The organism is Pseudomonas sp. GM21 (assembly GCF_000282215.1).
Lineage (GTDB): Bacteria > Pseudomonadota > Gammaproteobacteria > Pseudomonadales > Pseudomonadaceae > Aquipseudomonas.
Map to the genome: position 1 here is coordinate 1 of NZ_AKJS01000071.1, position 22,355 is coordinate 22,355.

Genomic DNA, 22,355 nt, shown 5'->3' on the forward strand with positions numbered 1-22,355 from the left:
GCAGCAGTCGTAAACCCTGAGAGATTTTGCGACTGCTGCGCAGCCGGACGCAGCCTTCGGCAGCTGCTACAGGGATGTGGGTGAATTTGAAGGTGCTTTTCAAGGCGCAGGGATTTTTGCAACACAACTAAGGACGGTAGCTGGATGAATAACAAGCACAACACACTGACCGTGCTCTGCGCACTGGCGACACTCGGCACAGCGCACGCCGCGCTCTACGAGGAAAGCGGCCGCACGGGCGACCCCAACAGCTGGCGCAGCGCCGAATTCAGCGCCGATTGGGGCCTGGGCGCGATCAACGCACAAGATGCCTACGCCGCCGGCTACAGCGGTAAAGGCGTGAAGCTGGGGATTTTCGACCAGCCGGTTTACGCCAAACACCCGGAGTTTTCCGGTGCCAATCAAGTGATCACGCTGGTCACCAGCGGCATCCGCGAATACACCGACCCGTACATTTCGGTCAAAGCCGGGGAGGCGTTTCGGTACGACGGCACGCCCACCGTCGGCTCCAACGGCAAGCTCGGTGCCCACGGCACCCACGTTGGCGGGATCGCAGCCGGCGGCCGCGATGGCGGCCCGATGCATGGCGTGGCGTTTGGCGCGCAAATCGTCAGTGCCGATAACGGCGACCCGGGCCCGGAAGACGGCATTATTCGCGGTAACGACGGCGCGGTGTACAAGGCCGGTTGGGATGCCCTTATCGCCAGCTGCGCACGGATCATCAACAACAGCTGGGGCATTGGCATTACGGATCGCTTCGACCTCGGCGGACGCGACCCGGCGTACCCGCATTTCACCGTGCAGGATGCGCAGTTGCAGTTCAACGAGATCCAGCCTCTGCTCGGAACCAAACCGGGCGGTGCCTATGACGGTGCAATTGCCGCCGCGCGTAGCGGCATCGTGACGATATTCGCCGCGGGTAATGACTACAACCTCAACAACCCGGACGCCATCGCCGGGCTGGGCTATTTCGTTCCGGACATTGCGCCGAACTGGGTCACCGTCGCAGCATTGCAAAAGAACCCGGACCTCACCAGCTCGAACCTCTACACCATCAGTACGTTCTCATCGCGCTGCGGCTACACCGCCAGCTTTTGCGTGTCGGCGCCCGGCAGCAAAATCTACAGCTCGGTTATCGGTGGCACCAACACCGAAAACCTCACCACCGGTTACGCCAACTACAACGGCACCTCGATGGCCGCGCCGCATGTCGCAGGCTCCATGGCTGTGCTGATGGAACGCTTCCCGTACCTGACCGGTGCGCAGGTCGCCACCGTACTGCGCACCACAGCCACCGACCTGGGCGCACCGGGTGTCGACGCGTTGTACGGCTGGGGCATGATCAACTTGCGCAAAGGCATCGACGGCCCGGGGATGTTCGTCACCGGGCAGGATATTCCTGAGGAGTTCCGCATTCAGGGGGCCTACGGCTCCAGCCAGTTTGTTGCCGATTTACCGGGCATCGGTGCGATCATTGACGCTGGCAAACCCACCGAGCGTGTGTGCAACGACGTGCACTGCGGACTCGACGTCTGGCGCAACGACATCTCCGGTCATGGCGGCCTGACCAAGCAGGGTATTGGTACGCTGGTCTTGACTGGTGCCAACACCTACGCCGGGCCGACGCTGGTCAATCAGGGCCGATTGGCGATCAACGGTTCGCTGGCTTCAACGGTCACCGTCAATGACAGCGGGATCCTCGGCGGCAACGGTCGCATCGGCGGATTGACCGCCAAACGCGGCGGCACCGTGGCGCCGGGCAATTCCATCGGCACCTTGCAAGTGGCGGGCGATGTAACCTTCGAACCAGGCTCGACGTACGCCGTGGAATTATCGCCCACCAGCAGCGACCAGATCGTTACCGGCGGCAAAGCCGTCATCGACGGCGCCACCGTCCGCCTGTCCCTGGAAAACAGCCCGACATTGCTGACCGCCGGCGAAGTGAAATCCTTGCTCGGCAATCAGTACAACATTCTGCAAGCGGCCGGCGGAATTGATGGGCGCTTCGGTGCGGTGGTGCCCAATTACCTGTTCATTGGCGGATCACTCGACTACTCGGCCAGCGGCATTCAACTGGCCGTCGAGCGTAACGCCGCTTCCTTCGCCAGCGTCGGCCAAACCCCGAACCAACGTGCGGTCGCCGCTGCCGTCGAGCAACTCGGGGCAGGCAACGCGCTGTACGAAACCTTGCTGCTGTCGCCAAGCGCCGCCGTGGCTCAACAAGCCTTCCAGCAACTGTCCGGCGAAATTTATCCGGCCATCGATACGCTGCTGATCAACGACAGCCGTTACCTGCGCGATGCCGTCGGTGAGCGCTTGCGTGAACACGATCTGTTTGACGCCGCCGCGCCAACCGATAACCGCAGCAATGCCTGGCTCAAAGTGCTCGGCGCCTGGGGCAAGAGCGATGGCGGGCATGACAACGCCAGTTCCAACAGCTCCATCGGCGGTTTGCTGGCCGGGGTCGACGGTCTGATCACTGAAGATACTCGGCTGGGTTTCGTCACCGGTTATAGCGACAGCTCGTTGAGCATGGGCGATGGCACCCATTCGTCAGCCTCGGTCGACAGCTATCACTTGGGTGCTTACCTGGGCCATGAAATCGACGCACTGCGATTGAGCGTCGGTGGCGCTTACAGCTGGCATCGCATCGACGTGAAACGCAATCTGCAATTGGGTGACGTGAGCGGCAAACAAAAGTCCAAAAACGATGCCACAACTGCGCAACTGTTTACTGAAGCAGCGTATCGCCTGGATGTACAACCGTTGGCGCTGGAACCGTTCGCCAATCTGGCTTATGTGCACCTGAACAGCGACAGCTTCACCGAAAAAGGTGACGCGGCCGCACTCAAGGGCGGTGAAGACAACCGTGACGCCGTGCTTTCCACCCTGGGCCTGCGGGCGAGCAAAGCGATTGCCCTGTCGGACAAACAGCAGCTGGAACTGTCCGGCACGCTGGGCTGGCAGCACAACCTGAGCAGCACCCAGTCCGAAGATCACCTGGCGTTTGCCAACGGCAATACCGCGTTCAGTGTGCAAAGCGTGTCGCTGGATCGCAACGCCGCCGTCATTGGTGCACGCGCCGGTTTGGCGGTAGCTCAGGATGTGCGTGTGAGCCTGGATTACAACGGCCTGATCGGTTCCAACGAGAAAGACCACGGCGTGGGCCTGACGCTGGACTGGCAGTTCTGATCACCCAAAGGAAGCGACAACATGGGACTTTTTGATTACAAACAGGCCGATGGCAAAGCGCTGTACAGCGATGCCATCGCGTTGACGCTGTATGCATATACGCCAACGGGCCAGCCGCTGCCGGCGACCGCCTGGGCGCCGATACAAGCGGCGGCTTTGGGTTATCAAGGCAAGGTCGGCGCACAAGGCACCTTTTATGGTGAGAAGGCTGGCTTCACCAGCGCCGAGGCCGAAGTGCTTGGCAAATACGACGCGGCAGGCAAGCTGATCGGGATCGGCATAGCCTTTCGCGGCACCGGCGGCCTTGGGTATGGCGACACCTTCGGTGACATGAAAAACAACCTGCTGGCCGCCATCGGACCGGTGGATTATGCGAAGAACTACACGAAAAATGCGTTCGACGCCTTGCTCAAGGACGTTGCCGCGTTTGCCATCGCCCATGGCATCACGGCCAAGGATGTGCTGGTCAGCGGCCACAGTCTTGGCGGGCTGGGGGTCAACAGCCTCGCCGAGCTGAGCGGTAACAACTGGGGCGGATTCTTCAAGGATGCCAACTACGTGGCCTTCGCCTCGCCGACCCAAAGCGCCACCGGCGGCAACGTGCTGAACATCGGTTACGAGAACGATCCGGTCTTTCGCGTTCTCGACGGCACCACGTTCAGCAGCGGTTCGCTGGGCAAGCACGACGGTCATCAAGAATCGGCGACCAACAACATCGTCAACTTCAATGACCAGTACGCGTCCACCGTGCAGAATCTGCTGCCGTTCAGCATCCTCAATCCGCTGAACTGGTCGGCGCACGGTTCGCTGGGGTATGCCGACGGTCTGAACCGGGTGATCGACTCGCGCTTCTACGACCTGACCAGCAAGGACTCGACGCTGATCGTTTCCAACCTGACGGAATCGGCCCGGGGCAAGACCTGGGTCGAGGACCTTGGCCGCAGCGGCGAGCCCCATACCGGCAGCACGTTCATCATCGGCACCGACAGCAACGATCTGCTCAAGGGTGGCGCCGGCAATGACTTCATCGAAGGCCGTGACGGCAACGACCGGTTCCGCGATGACGGCGGCTACAACATCCTGCTGGGCGGCAAGGGCAGCAATACCCTCGAATTGCAAAAGCCGCTACAGAACTTCAGCGTAGCCAACGATGGCGACGGCACCCTGTATGTGCGCGATGCCTACGGCGGCATCAGCATGACCCGCGACATCGGCGCACTGGTCGGCAAGGAGTCCGGTTCGTGGTGGAGCACCCAGGACGTGACGTACAACGTTACCGCCAACGGTTTGCTCAACGGCACCGAGCTGACTCACTACAACCATTCGCTCAACGGGGACGCCTACGGCAACACGCTGACGGCGAGCATCGACGGTGACTGGTTGTTCGGCAATGCCGGCGACGACTTGCTGCGCAGCGACAAAAGCCACGTGACCTTCGTCGGCGGCACGGGTAATGACGTCATGCACACCGTCGGTGGTCAGAACACGTTTCTGTTCAGCGGTGCCTTCGGTTTCGATTCGATCAACGGCTACCAGGGCAGCGACAAATTGGTGTTCGTGGGCATTCAAGGCGCGGGGCAGGGTTATGACTACAAGCAGCATGCTTCGCAGTCGGGCCATGACACCGTGCTTGAGGTCGGTGACTTTGCGGTGACGCTGGTCGGCGTCGGGCTGGACAGTTTGTCGGGCTCAGGGATTGTGATTGCCTGATGGTTATGGGGCGCCGGTAAGGGCCCCTTCGCGAGCAGGCTCGCACAGTGAATCTCTGGTGTTCACAAGATCCCTGTGGGAGCGAGCCGGCTCCGGGCGGCGTTCCGACGATGAACGATACGCGGTCTTCAATCTTCTTCCGGGCGAATCGTGGCCACTTCCTTGGCATTGACCCTCACCGTCTTGCCTGAAATATCCTCGAACTCGTAGAAGCCGTCCGGGTTTTTTGTATCCGGCATGTCCTTGGTTAAATACTGGGTGCCGTTTTGCAGGGTAACGACCGTCGGCGTCGAGCAGCCGGCCAAGGCCGACAACGCTGCAATGGTCAGCGGCAAACCCAGGGTTCTGATGTTCATATTGACCTCTCGCAATGTTGAAAAGGACCTCGATGCCGGTTGGTGCTATTGATCAACTATAGTTCGATGCCTGCCCGAAAATGACCGAATAACGCCGCCGCTTATCCTTTTCCGTTTGCACCGCACCGCGGGTAGCTGTTATCTGTACGCATAACCAGTACTCGCTTGCCATGGCGCTTTTCCCTGTGACTGCAAATCCCCTCGACGATCCGTTCTATTACCTGAACAACTTCATGCAAGTGCTTGACTGGCTTGAACATCGATATGCCGATCTATTAAGCGTTGAAGAACAAACCTTCATCTGTGATTTCTCCCGACTATCCAGGGAGTCGCGGGCGCTGCTGGTCAGGATGGTGATGCGCAAGGGCGTGCATTTCAGGGCCGGCAAACTGAATTACGTCGAGATCGGTGATATCGCCCACGCGGTCCAGCCGTTGCTGGCGGCAGGGTGGATCGATGAAGCATTACCCTTACCCATCGAGGAACTGTTCGAGGTGCTGCTCAAGGCCGAGATTGTTCAGTGTTTTGGTGCTGCCATCGAGCAGCCCAAAGGCAAAAAAAGTGATTGGCTCCCCCTGCTGAGCGAACAGTTTCCCGAGCCACAAAGCTTTGCCCAATGGTGCCCTGCACTGAATGACCGACTGTTCACCCTGACCGTCATGGACCTGTGTGACCGGTTTCGGCTGATGTTCTTCGGCAACCTGTATCAGGACTGGTCGGAGTTCGTGCTGGCCGATCTCGGCATTTTTACCTATGAAAAAGTCGAATTCAGCGCTGAATCCAGGGGCTTGCGCAGCCGGGAGGACGTCGATGCGTGCCTGTTCCTGCACCAATGCCAGCAGCATTTCGAGGCGGGAGAGCCGCTGGCGTCCATCGTCGAGCACATCAATGGGCTGACACTCAGCAATCCGTGGCTTCAGCGTCGTCGCGGCAAATTGCTGTTTCAGATGGGGCAGCACTGCGAGCGCATCGCCGATTTCGCCAGCGCGCTGACGATTTATCGCGACTGCGCCTATCCCGGCGCACGCGTGAGGCTGATTCGGGTGCTGGAACGTTGCGGTGACTTACAGCTCGCCCTGGACCTGGCTGCCCATGCGCAGCAATCACCGGAAAGCGCCGCCGAGCATCAGCATGTGCTGCGCGTGTTGCCCAGACTGCGGCGCAAGCTCGGCGGACCGGCGCTGAAGCGGCCAGCCCCGCGAGCAATGCAACGCCTGGAACTTCAACTGCCCAGAACCGATCTGGCGCTTTCGGTGGAAAATTACGTGCAGGCACACCTGGCGGAAGAACACGCGCCGGTGCATTACGTCGAGAACAGCCTGATCAACTCGCTGTTCGGCTTATTGTGCTGGCCGGCCATTTTCGCGCCGCTGCCAGGGGCGTTCTTTCACCCGTTCCAGCGTGGACCGGTCGACCTGTTACATGAAGACTTCTGCGCGCGCCGTGCCGAACTGTTTGAGGCGTGCCTGGCTGAACTCGATGACGGTCGTTACCGGCAGACGATTCGTGAGCGTTATGCGGCCAAGTGGGGCGTGCAGTCGCCGTTCGTGTTTTGGGGCGTACTCAACGAAACGTTGCTCGATCAGGCACTCGACTGCCTTCCGGCGGAACACCTCAAGCACTGGTTCAACCGCCTGTTGCTGGATATCAAGGCCAACCGCGCCGGCATGCCGGACCTGATCCAGTTTTGGCCGCAGGACAAGACCTACCGCATGATCGAAGTCAAAGGCCCCGGCGACCGCCTGCAGGACAACCAGGTGCGCTGGCTGGAGTTCTGTCATGAGCATCAGATGCCCATTGCCGTCTGTTATGTGCAATGGGCGGAGCAGAACGCTTGAACTACGGCATCGCGGTACGGGCGCTGTGTGAATTCACCGCCAAGGTCGGCGACCTGGACCTGCGTTTCACCCCGTCACCGACGGCACTGGAAGGCATCGTCGGGCACCGCACGGTCGCGTCCCGGCGCAGCGAAGGTTACCAAAGTGAAGTCGCCCTTGAAGGCACGTACAAAACCTTGAACGTGAGGGGCAGGGCGGATGGCTATGATCCCGGGCAAAACTGCCTGGAAGAAGTCAAAACCTATCGGGGAGACTTGAGCAAACAACCGTCCAACCACCGCCAGCTGCACTGGGCGCAGGCAAAGGTCTACGGCTGGCTGATGTGCCGCAAGCTGGAACTGGCGCAGATCAACCTGGCGCTGGTGTATTTCGACATCGTCAGCGAAAAGGAAACCTGTCTGGTCGAGGCGTTCAGCGCTGAGCAACTGCAACAGTTCTTCGAACATCATTGCGCGCTGTTTTTGCACTGGGCCGAGCAGGAAATGGCCCATCGTACGGCGCGCAATCAAGCGGCGCAGCAATTGGCCTTCCCCCATGCCGGGTTTCGTCCGGGGCAACGGCATCTGGCCGAATCCGTGTTTAAAGCGGTCAGCACCGGGCGCTGCCTGATGGCGCAGGCGCCGACCGGCATCGGCAAAACCGTGGGCACGCTGTTCCCGATGCTCAAGGCCTTGGCGCCGCTGCAACTGGACAAGGTGTTTTTCCTCACCGCCAAGACGCCGGGGCGAAAGCTCGCGCTGGACGCGGCACAGGTGATTCTGCAAAGCGCCGATGCGCCGCCACTTCGGGTGTTGGAGATGATCGCCCGGGACAAGGCCTGCGAGCATCCGGACAAAGCCTGCCACGGCGAGTCCTGCCCGTTGGCCCAAGGGTTCTATGATCGTTTGCCCGCCGCTCGACAGGCCGCCAGTGAGCTGAGCCTGTTGAATCAGAGCGCGTTGCGCGAGGTGGCACTGGCGCATGAGGTTTGCCCCTATTACCTGAGCCAGGAAATGGCCCGTTGGGCCGACGTAGTGGTTGCGGACTACAACTATTACTTCGATTTCAGTGCGTTGCTGTTCGGGCTCGCCCAAACCAATAACTGGAACGTTGCGGTGCTGGTCGATGAGGCCCACAACCTGGTGGAGCGTGGCCGGCAGATGTACAGCGCCAGTCTCGACCAGTCGACCCTCAACGGCGTACGAAAAACCGCGCCTGAGCCGCTGAAAAAATCCCTGCAGCGGGTCAATCGGGAATGGAATGCGCTGCATAACTTGCAATCCGGCGCGTATCAGGCGTACGACAAGCCTCCGGAAAAACTGCTCCAGGCCTTGTCTTCGTGCAGCGCGAGCATGGGTGACTACCTCAACGATCACCCCCAGGGCCTGGACAGCTCGCTGCAAAGTTTCTACTTCGAGATGCTGCAATTCTGTCGGGTGGCCGAACTCTTCGATGAACAGTTCCTGTTCGACATCAGCAAACGTGACCTCGACCGTCCGCGCCCACTGTCACAGCTGTGCCTGCGCAATGTGGTGCCGGCCGGTTTCATCCGCCCACGCCTGACCGCTGCGCGCAGCACCGTGCTGTTTTCCGCAACGCTGAGCCCCCGGCACTACTACGCCGACCTGCTGGGCACCCCCGCGAATACGGTGTGGATAGATGTCGAGTCGCCGTTTCATGCTGATCAGCTACAAGTACACATCATCAGCCAGATCTCGACACGCTTCGTCCACCGGCAGGCGTCCCTTGAGCCGATTGTCGAGCTGATCGCCCGGCAATTTGGCGAGCGCCCCGGCAACTACCTGGCGTTTTTCAGCAGCTTCGATTATTTGCAGCAAGTGGCGCAGGTGCTCGCCGAGCGTCATCCGCACATCACCCTGTGGTCCCAGTCTCGGGGTATGGGGGAAGCGCAGCGTCAGGACTTTCTCGACCAGTTCACCACGCACAGCCAAGGCATCGGCTTTGCGGTGTTGGGCGGTGCGTTTGGTGAAGGCATCGATTTGCCTGGCGCTCGGTTGATCGGCGCGTTTATTGCCACTTTGGGTCTTGCGCAACTCAACCCGGTCAACGAACAGTTGAAACACCGCATGGCTGCCATTTTCGGTGCCGGATATGACTACACCTATCTGTTTCCAGGGGTGCAGAAAGTGGTGCAGGCCGCCGGGCGGGTGATTCGCACCCAGCAGGATCAAGGGGTTGTGATGCTCATCGATGACCGGTTTGGTGACAGCAAGGTTAAACAGTTATTGCCACGTTGGTGGTCGGTGGAGTCGACGCATTTTCGCGCGATCGAGTAGGATTTTGTACTTTATAAAACAGCGACATATCTTGAAAGACACGCCGATTTGAACAATCGTCTAATCAACGCTTTAGTCAAAGGGCAGGCCATCACTTTCAAGCGAATCTTTGATAAGGAAATCAAGATATGTCAGTTGCACCAACCTACGCTTACACTCCGGAGCAGGTCACTGCCGCATTCAATGAAATCAAAACGACGTTGTTCCGTGGCATCACCGCCCAGGCAACCCCCAAAATACTGATCGTTGCCGGGCTGCAAGGCTCAGGCAAAACCTATCTACTGGAAAAAAGCCTTTTACCTTCCAGCCGATATCAGTGTTTTGTTCGTCTTTACTTGCCCGAGTATCGACAAAAACACCCGCAGTACGCCGAAATGATCAAGCTCGGAGTCCTGCATGCCTATGAGCACACGGAGGTCTTTGTCCGTGAGGTGTGCGCCAAGATTTTCACCGAAGCCTTCACCCTCAAATACAACATCATCATGGAGTGTGCGTTCGACAGCCTCGAATTTGCCGCCTTTCCTCCTTTGGCAACCGCCGCCGGGTATCAGTTCGAGACGCATATCGTTGGCTGCAATCAAGCGTTCGCTCACGTGTCGAGCATCAAAAGAGCCCTAAACAGCCTTAAAAAGCAGGAACTCGAAAGGTTTGTCACCTCTTCGGCGCTGGAGGCCAGCATGAGTCACGCACAGGCGATCATCCTGGCCTTTGAAACCGCCTCGAAAGCGGTCAGCGGCTCACAGATCACGGTCTATGAACGCGGGCTCGGCGGTTTGAAAGAGCGGGTTTCGCGCTTCCAGAAGACGTATACAAAAGACACGACCGAGATAACCCCTCCAACGGCACCGACCGCGTGCAGCACCTATGCCAGCATTATCAATAATCACGTCTCCACCCTGAGGGAGCGCGACGAGATGGTAAAGACATGCCACTTGGCGTTACTCAAAACCCAGGCACACGCGGCACAGGTGCCTGACTTCGTCTACAACGACCTGCATGCCTACATCGCCAAATACGTGTGCCGATAAACAAGCGTATTACGGCTTTTCAAACTCACGGTTTACCGCATACTCCATTAAAACGATAGTTGCGGGTGTAATCGATGAGTGATGTGCCGTCCAAAACCAACTCCATCGAGGAGATGCGCTTTCGCCTGTTGATTGATGCTGTGGTGGATTATGCGATCTACATGATCGATCCCGACGGCATCATCACCAGCTGGAACGCCGGCGCCCGTCGATTCAAAGGCTACGAGGAAGCGGAGATTCTCGGCCAGCACTTTTCGCGGTTCTATACCGAAGAAGATCGTCGTGCCGGTTTACCCCAGCGCGCGCTGGACACGGCGATTAATGAAGGGCGTTTCGAAGGTGAAGGCTGGCGGGTGCGCAAGGACGGCACGCATTTTTGGTCGCACGTGGTGATCGACCCGATTCGCGACCCGTCCGGCAAGTTGCTGGGGTTTGCCAAGATCACCCGCGATCTCACTGACCGCAAAATGGCCGAGGAAACCCTCAAGCAAAGTGAACAGCAGTTCCGGTTGCTGGTTCAAAGCGTCACGGACTACGCCATTTACATGCTTGCCCCGGATGGGCGCCTCACCAACTGGAATCAGGGCGCCCAGCGAATCAAGGGGTACCGCCCAGAAGAAGTCATCGGCCAGCACTTTTCGATGTTCTATACCCCTGAAGACCGCGAAGCCGGCGAACCGCAACGGGCATTGGAGACGGCCAGACGGGAAGGGCGATTCGAAAACAAGGCATGGCGCGTGCGCAAGGACGGTACACGGTTTTTTGCTCACGTCGTGGTGGACCCGATCTGGGGCGATACCGGCACGCTGCTGGGCTTTGCCAAGATTACCCGTGATATCACCGAGGCGACGCTGGCCCAACAAGACCTTGAGCGCACTCGCGAGGCGTTGTTCCAGGCGCAGAAAATGCAGGCCATCGGCCAACTCAGCGGCGGGATTGCCCACGACTTCAACAATTTGCTGACGGTGATCCTCGGCAATCTGGAAATCGTGCGCAAACGGATAGGGGAAGATCCTAAACTGACCCGTTTGGTCGACAATGCCCGCCAAGGCGCCTTGCGCGGTGTGTCCCTGACTCAGCGCATGCTGGCCTTTGCCAGGCGTCAGGAACTCAAATTCGAATCGGTGGAAATACCCACGCTGATTGAAGGAATCAGTGGGTTGTTACGCAGTTCACTCGGGCCTTCAGTGGTCCTCGAGACGCGTTTTTCAGCAGAACTTGAGCCGGTCATGGCTGACGTCAACCAGCTCGAACTGGCCATTTTGAACCTCGTCACCAATGCCCGGGATGCCATGCCCGATGGCGGTGAAATCGTCATCAGCGCCAGGAAAGCCGAGCCGCGCGATCAAACTCGTTTATCCCTGAAGGAAGGCGCTTATGTCTGCCTGAGCGTTACCGATACCGGCGAAGGAATGAATGAGGAAACACTCTCGTCGGCGATGGACCCGTTTTTCACCACCAAAGGGGTGGGGAAAGGCACAGGCCTGGGGCTGTCGATGGTGCATGGTTTTATTGAACAATTGGGTGGACGGTTCGTACTCAAGAGCCACCAGGGCATAGGCACCACCGCTGAACTCTGGATTCCGGTCGCCACCCCTGCATCGGACATCAGGCCCGTCATCGGCGAAGAACAATCAGCGCCAGTGGCCCAGTTGTGTGTACTGGTGGTGGACGACGACAGCCTGGTGTTAACCAGTACCGGGCTGTTGCTGGAGGATCTGGGTCACCGGGTCGTCGCGGCGATGTCCGGTGCCAAAGCGCTTGAAGTGTTCGAAACTGAGCAGCACATCGACCTGGTGATCACCGACATGGCCATGCCGCACATGAACGGCGCGCAATTGGCACAGGCTATCCGGCTCAAGCAACCCGATCTGCCGATCATCCTTGCCACCGGTTACGCCGAACGCCTCGAAGGTTTCGCCACCATGCTCCCGCGTTTGTCCAAACCCTATACCCAGCTCAATCTGGTGGAGGTCATTGCCCAGGCAATGAAGTGAATTCCAAGTCCCCATTCAGTTACACGGAAATGCTTTATGTAGCAGCTGACGCAGGCTGCGCCAGCTGCTACAGATCGAGTCAAGCAGCGAGATTACCGTCGCTCAGTTCTTTTTTGTATTGAGCCTTCAACATTTCCATCTGTGCGCCCAATTCTTCGAGGGTCGCTTTGCCCAGGAGCTTTTTCGCCTGGGGGAACATTTCCGTTTCTTCCTCCTCGATGTGGTGCTCCAGCAGTTCCTTGACCACTTTGACTCGACCTGCAAACTCCGGGGTGGAAGGGTCGGTGACTTTCAGGTCCGGCAGCACCAGCGAGTCCACAGTACGGTGCTCTTCCTTGGCTTCGTAATACATCACGTCCTGCTCCTTGCCACCGGCTTTTTTATAAGCCGGATACAGGACTTCTTCCTCAAGTCGGGTATGAATGCTGATTTCCATCTCCAGCTTGGCCAACAACTCGGTGCGTTTTTTAACACCGCGTTCAGTGGATTCGCTCAATTGGCTCAGGATGCCTTTTACACGTTCATGGTCAGCTTTCAACAGATCGATGGCGTTCATGGTCAAGTCTCTCAAGTCATCACAGGGGTGAGCGCGAACGGTCTCAGTGGCCGATAGTCGCTTGAGTTGATTGAGCAGGAGTCGTGCCGACTTTTGGAGAGAGTTATTGCCCATACAAATCAAATAGTTAAACAGCTTGATGGCTAACTGCGGTCATGCAGGCTGCATGAGTTAGATATTTTTCTCATGCAGTTCGCGGCACAGTGCGAGCAACCTTGAATCACAGTCTTTTTGCAGTGAAAAAGAAGCCCGGCAATCGCCGGGCTTCTTTCTCGCTCAGGCTCGATGTTCAAGCCGCTCGCGCAATTGACGAGAGTTGCTGGTGGACAGTGGCACCGGCGGGAAATCTTCGTTGAGTAGCTGCAGATGCTCAATCGCTTCCTGAAATTTCAAATCAGCTTTGCGGCGCAGTGCTTGATAACGATCGAACAACTGCGCATCAAGGTCGCCGCCATCGAGCAATTCGAAAGCACATCGGCTCAGGTTCTGGGCCTCTTCGAACATATGACGGTTACGTTCCAGGGCGAGTGCCCGGCAGGCTTTGATTTGATCAGGGGAGGAATATTGCATGATGACCGGCACCTTTTTTCGGGGTCCCTTTAAATAGGCGTCGTTGCCACAGTGGAACCGAATCTGTCGGATCCCGCGATGCACAAACACAGCGGGATTAAAGCTGTGACTGCCGGGTGAAAAGGGGAATTCATTTTTTTTTCAGACGCTCGTAGTGCGCGAGGGTGGGCTGGGTCGTCAAGCCGTGAATCAGGATGCTCAGGGCGACCACCGATAACGTCAGGTCGGTACACAGCGTCGCCACCGATTGACCGAGCCCGTGGTTCAAGGCGTAAAACAGGTAATACAGACTGCCGATGCCGCGAATGCCGAACCAGCCAATCAATGCACGCTGATGCCAGTCAAGCAGGCGCCCCCACGGCATGACGGCCACGCTCAGCGGCCGGATCAGGCAAAACAGCACGCCGCCGATGGGCAAGGCGCGCCAATCCCAGTGAGCGATCAGCACCACGCCCAGCAGCGTCACCAGAAACACTTCCATGGCCCGCTCCACGAGGCCGCCGAAGGCGAGCATGTCACTCATCATGATGCCCGCCGCGACCTGGCCGTCCTCCAGGTGGTCGGTATTGCCACGCACGGCATGTTGCGGCTCGACGTTCTGGTGACCCACCACTGGCTGGACCAGGTGCTCGGCGGGCTCTAGCGATTCGCCGGCCGTCTTGACCTCGGCCCGCCGCAAGCCGAGGCCGGCGGCGAATACTGAGAGAAACCCATAGGCATGAATGAATTCGGCGCCAACATAGGCCAGCGCGATCAAGGCGAGGGCGAGGTAATCATTCGGGGATAGCGTGCTGTCATCGTTTTGGATACGTAACGTCAACGTCACGCGCCCGATACCGCGCCCCATCCAGTAGCCCGTGAGCAAACCGGCGGGAACGGCCCAGAGCAGACTTTTAAGCGCCCAGTCACCCACCCAGCCGGGATCGCCGTCGTGCTGCAACAAAAGTAATCCGAGAATCACGAAGGGAAACGCGATGCCATCGTTCAGCCCGGCCTCGCCTGACAGACCGAAGCGCACACGGTCGTCATCCCGTGCATCATTGACTTGCACCAGGGCGGCCAGCACCGGGTCGGTCGGTGCCAGTACCGAGCCGATCAACACGGAGGCGCCCCACGACACGCCGAACCCGTAGTGCAGCAGCAAACACACGCCGCCAATGGTCAAGACCATGACCGGCCCGGCCAGCCCGAATGCGATTCGCCAAGTCTTGTCCTTGAGCGGCAAGCGTAATTTCAGACCACAGACAAACAACGAAAACAGCACCGCAACTTCCGTCAGGTGCTCCATCCAGCCAGCGGCGTCATCGGTGTTCAGTTTCAATAAACCAAGTGCACCGGGCCCAATCGCAGCACCCAGCACCAGACACACCGCCGACGTGGTCACCGGCATCCAGCGCAGATACGACGAGGTCAGTGCCAGCGTCAGCAGCACGGCACCCAGCACCGCCACCCATAGAATGAAACTCATGTCTTGACTCGCCGGGCAGATGTCGCGATGCAGGGCTCCGGGAAGCAACCGATCGGTCGCGCGCAGGTACTCAGGCGACAGCAGGTTGGACTACACCAGAATCATTCCCATCAGAATAGTCACCAACAGATTGGTTGAGTTCTGAACAGGTCGACAGGTTCCCTTCAGAGCATTGGCTTGCCGCCCGTAATGCCATAACGCTGCCCCGTGATGTAACTGGCTTCATCCGACGCCAGCAATACATAAATAGGCGCCACCTCTACCGGTTGGCCGGGGCGGCCAAGCGGAGTTTGAGAACCAAAGTTTTGCACCTCTTCGTCAGGCATGGTCGAGACGATCAGCGGCGTCCAGATCGGCCCCGGCGCCACGCTGTTGACCCGGATATTCTTCGGTCCAAGCATTTGCGCCAGCCCACCGGTGAAGTTGGCAATTGCGCCCTTGGTCGTGGCGTACGCGAGGAGGGTGGGTTTGGGCATGTCCGAGTTGACCGAACTGGTGTTGATGATCGAGCTGCCCGGTTTCATGTGCTTGAGCGCGGCCTGGCAAATGCGGAACATGGCCGTGATGTTGACATCGAAGGTCATCACCCATTCTTCATCCGGGATGTCTTCGAGGTTTTCGTGGGTCATCTGGAACGCGGCGTTATTGACCAGAATATCGATGCGGCCGAAACGCTCGACGGTCTTGTCCACCAGGGCTTGGCATTGGGCTTTGTGCGCGATATCGCCAGGCAGCAGCAGGGTTTGACGACCGGCGTCTTCAACCCAGCGTGCGGTTTCCTGCGCATCTTCGTGTTCATTCAGGTAGGCGATGGCGACATCCGCGCCTTCGCGGGCAAAAGCAATGGCCACCGCGCGGCCGATGCCGCTGTCGGCGCCGGTGATCAGGGCGATCTTGCCCTGCAACCGGCCCGAGCCTTTATAGGACTGCTCACCACAGTCAGGGACGGGGTCCATCTTGCGCTGGGAACCGGGGACGGCTTGGGCTTGTTTGGGGAAGGGTGGTTTTGGATAGTCAGTCATCTTCAATCTCCGGGTTCAAGGCAATCGGGTCAAAGGGTTGACCGTTGGGTTTTGTCTTGAGTTCGGTTGGATTTCAGGTGCCGATAATTCCAAATGCCCCACAAATCCCTGTGGGAGCGAGCCTGCTCGCGAAGACGGTATGTCAGCCAACATCAATGTCGACTGGAATGACGCTTTCGCGAGCAGGCTCGCTCCCACAGGGGGATGTGGTGAAGTTGAGAGAGGATCAGGCCTTGCGATTGCGCAAGCTGCGCTCCATCCGCGCAATACCCTCTTCAAGCAACGCGCGTGGGCAGCCGAAGTTCAGGCGTACGAACTGCCCGGTGTCATCGCCGAAATCCAGGCCAGGACTCAATCCGACTTTGGCCTGTTCCAGGAAGAACTGCTGCGGGTTGTCCAGTCCCAATGCCGAGCAATCGAGCCACGCCAGGTAGGTGCTTTGCGGCACGTTCATGGTGACACCTGGCAGGCGGGTGCGGACGGCGTCGACCAGGTAATCGCGGTTGCTTTGCAGGTAGGCGCTCAGTTCCGCCAGCCATGGCCCGCCTTCGCTGTAGGCGACGCGGGTGGCTAACAGGCCCAGCGGGTTGACGCTGTCGACCATGCCGCAACGGGCGTGGTTGACCTTTTCGCGCAACGCGCGGTCCTGAATAATCATGAACGATGTTTTCAGGCCGGCGATGTTGTAGGCCTTGCTCGCCGACATCAATGTGATGGTGTGCCGGGCGATTTCCGGGCTCAGGGTTGCCATCGGAATATGCTTGCGCCCGTCGAAGCACAGCTCGGCGTGGATTTCGTCCGAGATGATCCAGGCGCCCTGTTCCAGGCAGATGTCGGCAATCGCTTGCAATTCGTCCCGCGGGAAGGCCTTGCCCAGCGGGTTGTGCGGATTGCTCAGCAGCAGCGCGCCGCCACCTTGCAGCGACTGACTGAGGGTGGCGAGCGGTGTGGTGTAAGTGCCGTCAGCCTGCTCGTCGAAATTCAACTCGACCTTGTTCAGACCCCAATGAGCCGGCGCGTGGCGCAGTGGCGGATAGTTGGGTACCTGCACCACGACGTTCTGTGGCGGCTGGACCAGCGCCTTGAGCGCCATGTTGAAGCCCGACTCGACTCCCGGCAGAAAGATCAGCTCTTGCGGCTCGACGCGCCAGGCGTATTTGTTCCAGAGGTCGGCCACGATGGCATCGCGCAAGTCATCCGGGGCCACGCTGTAGCCAACCATCGGGTGTTCCAGGCGTTTTTGCAGGGCCTGGATGATCATCGGCGGCGCAGCAAAATCCATATCGGCCACCCACATCGGCAGCACGTCGGCCGCGTAGCGGCTCCATTTGGTGCTACCGGTGTTATGGCGATCGAACACCTGATCAAAATCGAAAGTCATGCGCGGTCTCGTGAATGCAGGATTGGAATGGCCCATGATAATCGCCAACCCCCTGTGGGAGCGAGCCTGCTCGCGATGAGGCCGGTATAGCCGGCATTGATGTTGTCTGACCCACCGCTATCGCGAGCAGGCTCGCTCCCACAGGTTCGCTGGTGTGGCGCGTATCGGATAAGTGCCCGACGGTCGGTTTTCACACAGGTCACGCCTGCGTTGACTAGAGTTTCAAATGTCGGCAGCCCGTCTGCCGCCACCGTGATTGCATAGAAAATCCGGCAAAGCCCCGGATTTCCACCTGATCAGGAGTGCACGATGGACCTCAGCCGTCGTCAGTTCTTCAAGGTCGCTGGTATCGGCCTTGCAGGCTCGAGCCTGGGCGCGTTGGGTATGGCCCCCACGCTGGCCTTCGCCGAGCAGGTGCGCCACTTCAAGCTTGCCGCCACCCATGAAACCCGTAACACCTGCCCGTATTGCTCGGTCGGTTGCGGGTTGATCATGTACAGCCAGGGCGATAACGCCAAGAATGTCGCGCAAAACATCATCCACATCGAAGGTGACGCCGACCACCCGGTCAACCGCGGCACCCTGTGCCCCAAAGGCGCGGGTTTGCTCGATTTCATTCACAGCCCCGATCGTCTGCAATACCCGCAGGTGCGCAAGCCCGGCAGCAGCGAGTGGACGCGCATCTCCTGGGATGAAGCGCTGGATCGCGTTGCCGACCTGATGAAGGCCGACCGCGACGCCAACTTCATAGAGAAGAATGCCCAGGGCCAAACGGTGAACCGCTGGCTCACCACCGGTTTCCTCGCGGCATCGGCGGCCTCCAACGAAGCCGGCTACATCACCCACAAGGTCATTCGCAGTCTCGGCATGCTGGGGTTTGATAACCAGGCGCGTGTCTGACACGGCCCGACGGTGGCAAGTCTTGCCCCGACGTACGGCCGCGGTGCCATGACCAATACCTGGACCGATATCGCCAACGCGAATCTGGTTCTGGTGATGGGCGGCAACGCAGCAGAAGCGCACCCCTGCGGTTTCAAATGGGTGACGGAAGCCAAGGCGCACAACAACGCGCGACTGATCGTGGTCGACCCGCGATTTACCCGCACGGCTTCGGTGGCCGACTATTACGCGCCGATTCGCACCGGCACCGACATCGCCTTCATGGGCGGGCTGATCAATTACCTGCTGACCAAGGACAAAATCCAGCACGAGTACGTGCACAACTACACCGACGTGTCGTTCATCGTCAAAGCCGGGTATGGCTTCGAGGACGGGATTTTCAGCGGTTATGACGCGGCCAAGCGCACCTACACCGATAAGTCCGGCTGGGGTTATGAGCTCGGTGAAGACGGCTTTGTCAAAGTCGACCCGACCCTGCAGGATCCACGGTGTGTCTTTCAATTGATGAAGCAGCATTACAGCCGCTACAACATTGACCTGGCGAGCCAGATTTGCGGCATGCCCGTCGATGCCATGCAAAAAATATGGGATGAAATTGCCACGTGTTCGGCACCGGGCAAGACCATGACCATCCTGTATGCGTTGGGATGGACCCAGCACTCCATCGGCGCGCAGATCATCCGCAGCGCGGCGATGGTGCAATTGCTGCTGGGCAACGTCGGTATGCCGGGAGGCGGCGTCAATGCCTTGCGCGGGCACTCCAATATCCAGGGCCTGACCGATCTGGGACTGTTGTCCAACTCGTTGCCCGGTTACCTGACGCTGCCAGGCGACGCCGAACAGGATTTCGCCGCCTTCATTACCAAACGTACGCAGACACCGTTGCGGCCGGGGCAACTGTCCTACTGGCAGAACTACGGCAAATTCCACGTCAGCCTGATGAAAGCCTGGTATGGCGTCAATGCCACAGTGGAGAACAACTGGGCGTACGACTACCTGCCGAAACTGGACATCCCCCAGTACGACATCCTCAAGGTGTTCGACCTGATGGGCCAGGGCAAGGTCAACGGCTACATGTGCCAGGGCTTCAATCCCATCGCGGCGTTGCCTGACAAGAACCGGGTGATGGTGGCGCTGGCCAAACTCAAATGGCTGGTGGTGATGGACCCGCTGGCCACCGAAACTTCAGAGTTCTGGCGCAATGTCGGGCCGTACAACGATGTGAAAAGCGCCGACATCCAGACCGAAGTGATTCGCCTGCCCACCACCTGTTTTGCCGAGGAAGATGGCTCGCTGGTCAACAGCAGTCGCTGGCTGCAATGGCACTGGAAAGGCGCCGACGGCCCGGGTGAAGCGCACACTGACATTCGGATCATGGCTGAGCTGTTTCTGCGTTTGCGTCAGCGCTACCAGGCGCAGGGTGGCGCCTATCCCGCTCCGCTCCTCAAACTGTCGTGGCCGTACAAGATCGCCCATGAACCCTCGCCGGAAGAGCTGGCCAAGGAAATCAACGGCTACGCCACCACTGACTTCACCGACGCCACGGGGGCGGCGATCAAGGGCAATGCGCAACTGGCTGCGTTCAGTCAGCTCAAGGATGACGGCAGCACCGCGTCCGGCTGCTGGATTTTCTGCGGCAGCTGGACCGAGACCGGTAACCAGATGGCCCGTCGCGACAACAGTGATCCGTGGGGTACACACCAACACCTGGGGTGGGCCTGGGCCTGGCCGGCGAACCGACGGATTCTCTACAACCGCGCGTCTGCCGACCTGAAAGGAAATCCGTGGGATCCGAAAAAACGCCTGGTGTGGTGGAACGGCAAGGTCTGGGGTGGCACTGATGTGCCCGACTACAAGGCCGACGTGCCGCCGGAAGCGGGGATGAATCCGTTCATCATGAACCCCGAAGGCGTGGCGCGGTTCTTCGCCGTCGACAAGATGAACGAAGGCCCGTTCCCCGAGCACTACGAGCCGTTCGAGACGCCCATCGGCATCAATCCGCTGCACCCGGACAACAAGAAAGCCACCAGCAACCCGGCGGCGCGGATCTTCGATTCGGTGTGGGATTCCCTCGGCGTGGCCAAGGATTACCCGTACGCGGGCACCAGCTACCGCTTGACCGAGCATTTCCACTTCTGGACCAAGCACTGCAAGCTCAACGCGATTACCCAGCCACAGCAGTTCGTCGAAATCGGCGAGGTGCTGGCGAAGGAGAAAGGCATCATTTCCGGCGATCGCGTGCGCGTCAGTTGCAAGCGCGGGCACATTGAAGCGGTGGCGGTGGTGACCAAGCGGATTCGTCCGTTGCAGGTCAACGGCCAGGTGGTGCACCAGATCGGGATTCCGTTGCACTGGGGGTTTACCGGACTAACGCGTCACGGTTACCTGACCAACACCCTGGTACCGTTCCTCGGCGATGGCAACACGCAGACCCCGGAATCCAAGTCATTTTTGGTCAACGTGGAGAAAATCTAAATGGCCAGCCAAGACATTATTGCCCGGTCGGCCACCACGACCCCGTCGCCATCGGTACGCATTCAGGATGAAGTGGCCAAGCTGATCGACACCACCAAGTGCATCGGCTGCAAGGCTTGCCAGGTCGCCTGCTCGGAATGGAACGAGCTGCGCGACGAAGTCGGCTTCAACCTGGGCACCTACACCAATCCGCAAGACCTGAGCGCGGAAACCTGGACGCTGATGCGCTTCACTGAGCATGAAACCGATGCCGGCAACCTCGAATGGCTGATTCGCAAGGACGGCTGCATGCATTGCGCCGAACCCGGTTGCCTGGCGGCGTGCCCGAGCCCGGGGGCGATCATCAAGCTGGCCAATGGCATTGTCGATTTCAACCAGGACCACTGCATCGGTTGCGGCTACTGCATCACCGGCTGCCCATTCAACATTCCGCGTATCTCGCAAAAGGATCACAAGGCCTACAAATGCACGTTGTGTTCGGACCGGGTCGAGTACGGGCTGGAGCCGGCCTGCGTGAAAACCTGCCCGACCGGGGCGATTGTGTTCGGCACCAAGGAAGACATGAAGGAACACGCCGCTGAACGCATTGTCGACCTCAAGAGTCGCGGCTTCGAGCATGCCGGTCTCTATGACCCTGCGGGTGTGGGCGGCACGCACGTGATGTATGTACTGCACCATGCCGATGAACCGTCGTTGTACGCCGGCCTGCCGAACGCGCCGGCGATCAGTCCGCTGGTGGGGTTGTGGAAAGGCGTGAGCAAGCCGTTAGGCCTGTTGGCCATGGGCCTGGCAGTGGTGGCCGGGTTCTTCCATTACGTGCGCATCGGGCCGCAGGTGGTCGAAGAGGGCGAAGATCCTCCAGGCAAGGACCCGGCCGTGCATGAGATTGACCCATCGGTTCATACCTATGATCCGCGGCGGGAGGACAGGCCATGAGCAACAAAACCATCCTGCGCTACACCGCCGGCCAGCGCACCAATCACTGGCTGGTGGCGATCCTGTTTTTCATGGCGGCACTCTCCGGCCTGGCGCTGTTTCATCCGGCGCTGTTCTGGCTCAGCAACCTGTTTGGCGGTGGTCCGTGGACACGCATCCTGCATCCATTTATGGGCGTGGTGATGTTCGTACTGTTCCTTGGATTGGTGCTGCAATTCTGGCGGGCGAATTACTTCATCACCAATGATCGGTTGTGGCTGAAGCGCGTCGGGAGGGTGATCAAGAACGAGGAGGAGGGCGTGCCGCCCGTTGGCAAGTACAACGCCGGGCAGAAGCTGCTGTTCTGGACCTTGCTGGCCTGCATGCTGGTGCTACTGTTCACTGGACTGGTGATCTGGCGCGCGTATTTCAGCGCTTTTTTTGGCATTACCTCGATTCGTTGGGCGATGCTGCTGCACGCGTTGGCCGGGTTTGTGCTGGTGTTGTGCATCATCGTGCACATTTACGCCGGGATCTGGATCAGGGGCTCGGTCAGCGCCATGGTGCATGGCTGGGTCAGCCGCCCCTGGGCGAAAAAACACCATGAACTCTGGTACCGCGAAGTGACTCGCGACGAACACCCCGACCGGCCGATCAGCAAAAAAGGATAA

Annotated in this window: 15 protein-coding genes; 9 read left to right on the forward strand and 6 right to left on the reverse strand. The window is 59.2% G+C overall.

The features are described 5' to 3' along the window. The first annotated feature begins 144 nt into the window (after nucleotides 1-144). Complete coding sequence (locus tag PMI22_RS18670; RefSeq protein WP_007944932.1) at nucleotides 145-3,192, forward strand: autotransporter serine protease; 3,048 nt, start codon at nucleotides 145-147, stop codon at nucleotides 3,190-3,192. A 21-nt stretch (nucleotides 3,193-3,213) separates the two neighbouring features. Then, entirely contained in the window at nucleotides 3,214-4,902 is a 1,689-nt protein-coding gene (locus PMI22_RS18665) for a polyurethane esterase (protein ID WP_007944933.1), read from the forward strand. Nucleotides 4,903-5,030: 128 nt separating this feature from the next. Here the strand turns inward: PMI22_RS18665 and PMI22_RS18660 are convergent, their stop codons facing one another. Continuing rightward, the gene (locus PMI22_RS18660; RefSeq protein WP_007944935.1) at nucleotides 5,031-5,258 is read right to left on the reverse strand and encodes a YgdI/YgdR family lipoprotein; all 228 of its coding nucleotides are present in this window, start codon (nucleotides 5,256-5,258) and stop codon (nucleotides 5,031-5,033) included. 170 nt (nucleotides 5,259-5,428) lie between these two features. Here PMI22_RS18660 and PMI22_RS18655 point away from each other — a divergent pair, with 170 nt between their 5' ends. The 4 genes from PMI22_RS18655 (at nucleotide 5,429) to PMI22_RS18640 (ending at nucleotide 12,397) form a co-directional block, all read left to right on the forward strand. Next, nucleotides 5,429-7,096, forward strand: a complete 1,668-nt coding sequence (locus PMI22_RS18655; protein WP_007944936.1) for a VRR-NUC domain-containing protein — start codon at nucleotides 5,429-5,431, stop codon at nucleotides 7,094-7,096. Beyond that, complete coding sequence (locus tag PMI22_RS18650; protein ID WP_007944937.1) at nucleotides 7,093-9,372, forward strand: ATP-dependent DNA helicase; 2,280 nt, start codon at nucleotides 7,093-7,095, stop codon at nucleotides 9,370-9,372. Before PMI22_RS18655 ends, PMI22_RS18650 begins: the two co-directional genes overlap by 4 nt. A gap of 128 nt (nucleotides 9,373-9,500) precedes the next feature. Next, nucleotides 9,501-10,400, forward strand: coding sequence for a zeta toxin family protein (locus PMI22_RS18645; RefSeq protein ID WP_007944938.1), 900 nt, complete (start codon nucleotides 9,501-9,503; stop codon nucleotides 10,398-10,400). Between the two features lie 74 nt (nucleotides 10,401-10,474). Then, complete coding sequence (locus PMI22_RS18640) at nucleotides 10,475-12,397, forward strand: hybrid sensor histidine kinase/response regulator (RefSeq protein WP_007944939.1); 1,923 nt, start codon at nucleotides 10,475-10,477, stop codon at nucleotides 12,395-12,397. A gap of 79 nt (nucleotides 12,398-12,476) precedes the next feature. On the opposite strand, the gene PMI22_RS18635 is transcribed toward PMI22_RS18640, so the two are convergent. The 5 genes from PMI22_RS18635 to PMI22_RS18615 form a co-directional block, all read right to left on the reverse strand. Next, nucleotides 12,477-12,953, reverse strand: a complete 477-nt coding sequence (locus PMI22_RS18635) for a hemerythrin domain-containing protein (RefSeq protein WP_007944940.1) — start codon at nucleotides 12,951-12,953, stop codon at nucleotides 12,477-12,479. A gap of 276 nt (nucleotides 12,954-13,229) precedes the next feature. After that, complete coding sequence (locus tag PMI22_RS18630) at nucleotides 13,230-13,523, reverse strand: hypothetical protein (RefSeq protein WP_007944941.1); 294 nt, start codon at nucleotides 13,521-13,523, stop codon at nucleotides 13,230-13,232. A gap of 130 nt (nucleotides 13,524-13,653) precedes the next feature. Then, nucleotides 13,654-14,991 carry a cation:proton antiporter gene (locus tag PMI22_RS18625; RefSeq protein ID WP_007944942.1) on the reverse strand — a complete coding sequence of 446 codons (1,338 nt, stop codon included), beginning with the start codon at nucleotides 14,989-14,991 and terminating at the stop codon, nucleotides 13,654-13,656. Nucleotides 14,992-15,155: 164 nt separating this feature from the next. Then, on the reverse strand, nucleotides 15,156-16,013 hold the full coding sequence (locus PMI22_RS18620) for an SDR family oxidoreductase (RefSeq protein WP_007944943.1): 858 nt from the start codon (nucleotides 16,011-16,013) through the stop codon (nucleotides 15,156-15,158). A 226-nt stretch (nucleotides 16,014-16,239) separates the two neighbouring features. Further along, nucleotides 16,240-17,394, reverse strand: a complete 1,155-nt coding sequence (locus tag PMI22_RS18615) for a MalY/PatB family protein (protein WP_007944944.1) — start codon at nucleotides 17,392-17,394, stop codon at nucleotides 16,240-16,242. Between the two features lie 309 nt (nucleotides 17,395-17,703). Here PMI22_RS18615 and fdnG point away from each other — a divergent pair, with 309 nt between their 5' ends. The 3 genes from fdnG to PMI22_RS18595 are packed head-to-tail and all read left to right on the forward strand — an operon-like array spanning nucleotide 17,704 to nucleotide 22,355. Beyond that, nucleotides 17,704-20,769 carry a formate dehydrogenase-N subunit alpha gene (gene fdnG, locus PMI22_RS18605; protein WP_157214424.1) on the forward strand — a complete coding sequence of 1,022 codons (3,066 nt, stop codon included), beginning with the start codon at nucleotides 17,704-17,706 and terminating at the stop codon, nucleotides 20,767-20,769. Continuing rightward, nucleotides 20,770-21,705, forward strand: coding sequence for a formate dehydrogenase subunit beta (fdxH, locus tag PMI22_RS18600; RefSeq protein ID WP_007944947.1), 936 nt, complete (start codon nucleotides 20,770-20,772; stop codon nucleotides 21,703-21,705). Further along, entirely contained in the window at nucleotides 21,702-22,355 is a 654-nt protein-coding gene (locus PMI22_RS18595) for a formate dehydrogenase subunit gamma (protein ID WP_007944948.1), read from the forward strand. The genes fdxH and PMI22_RS18595 overlap by 4 nt, the downstream gene beginning before the upstream one ends.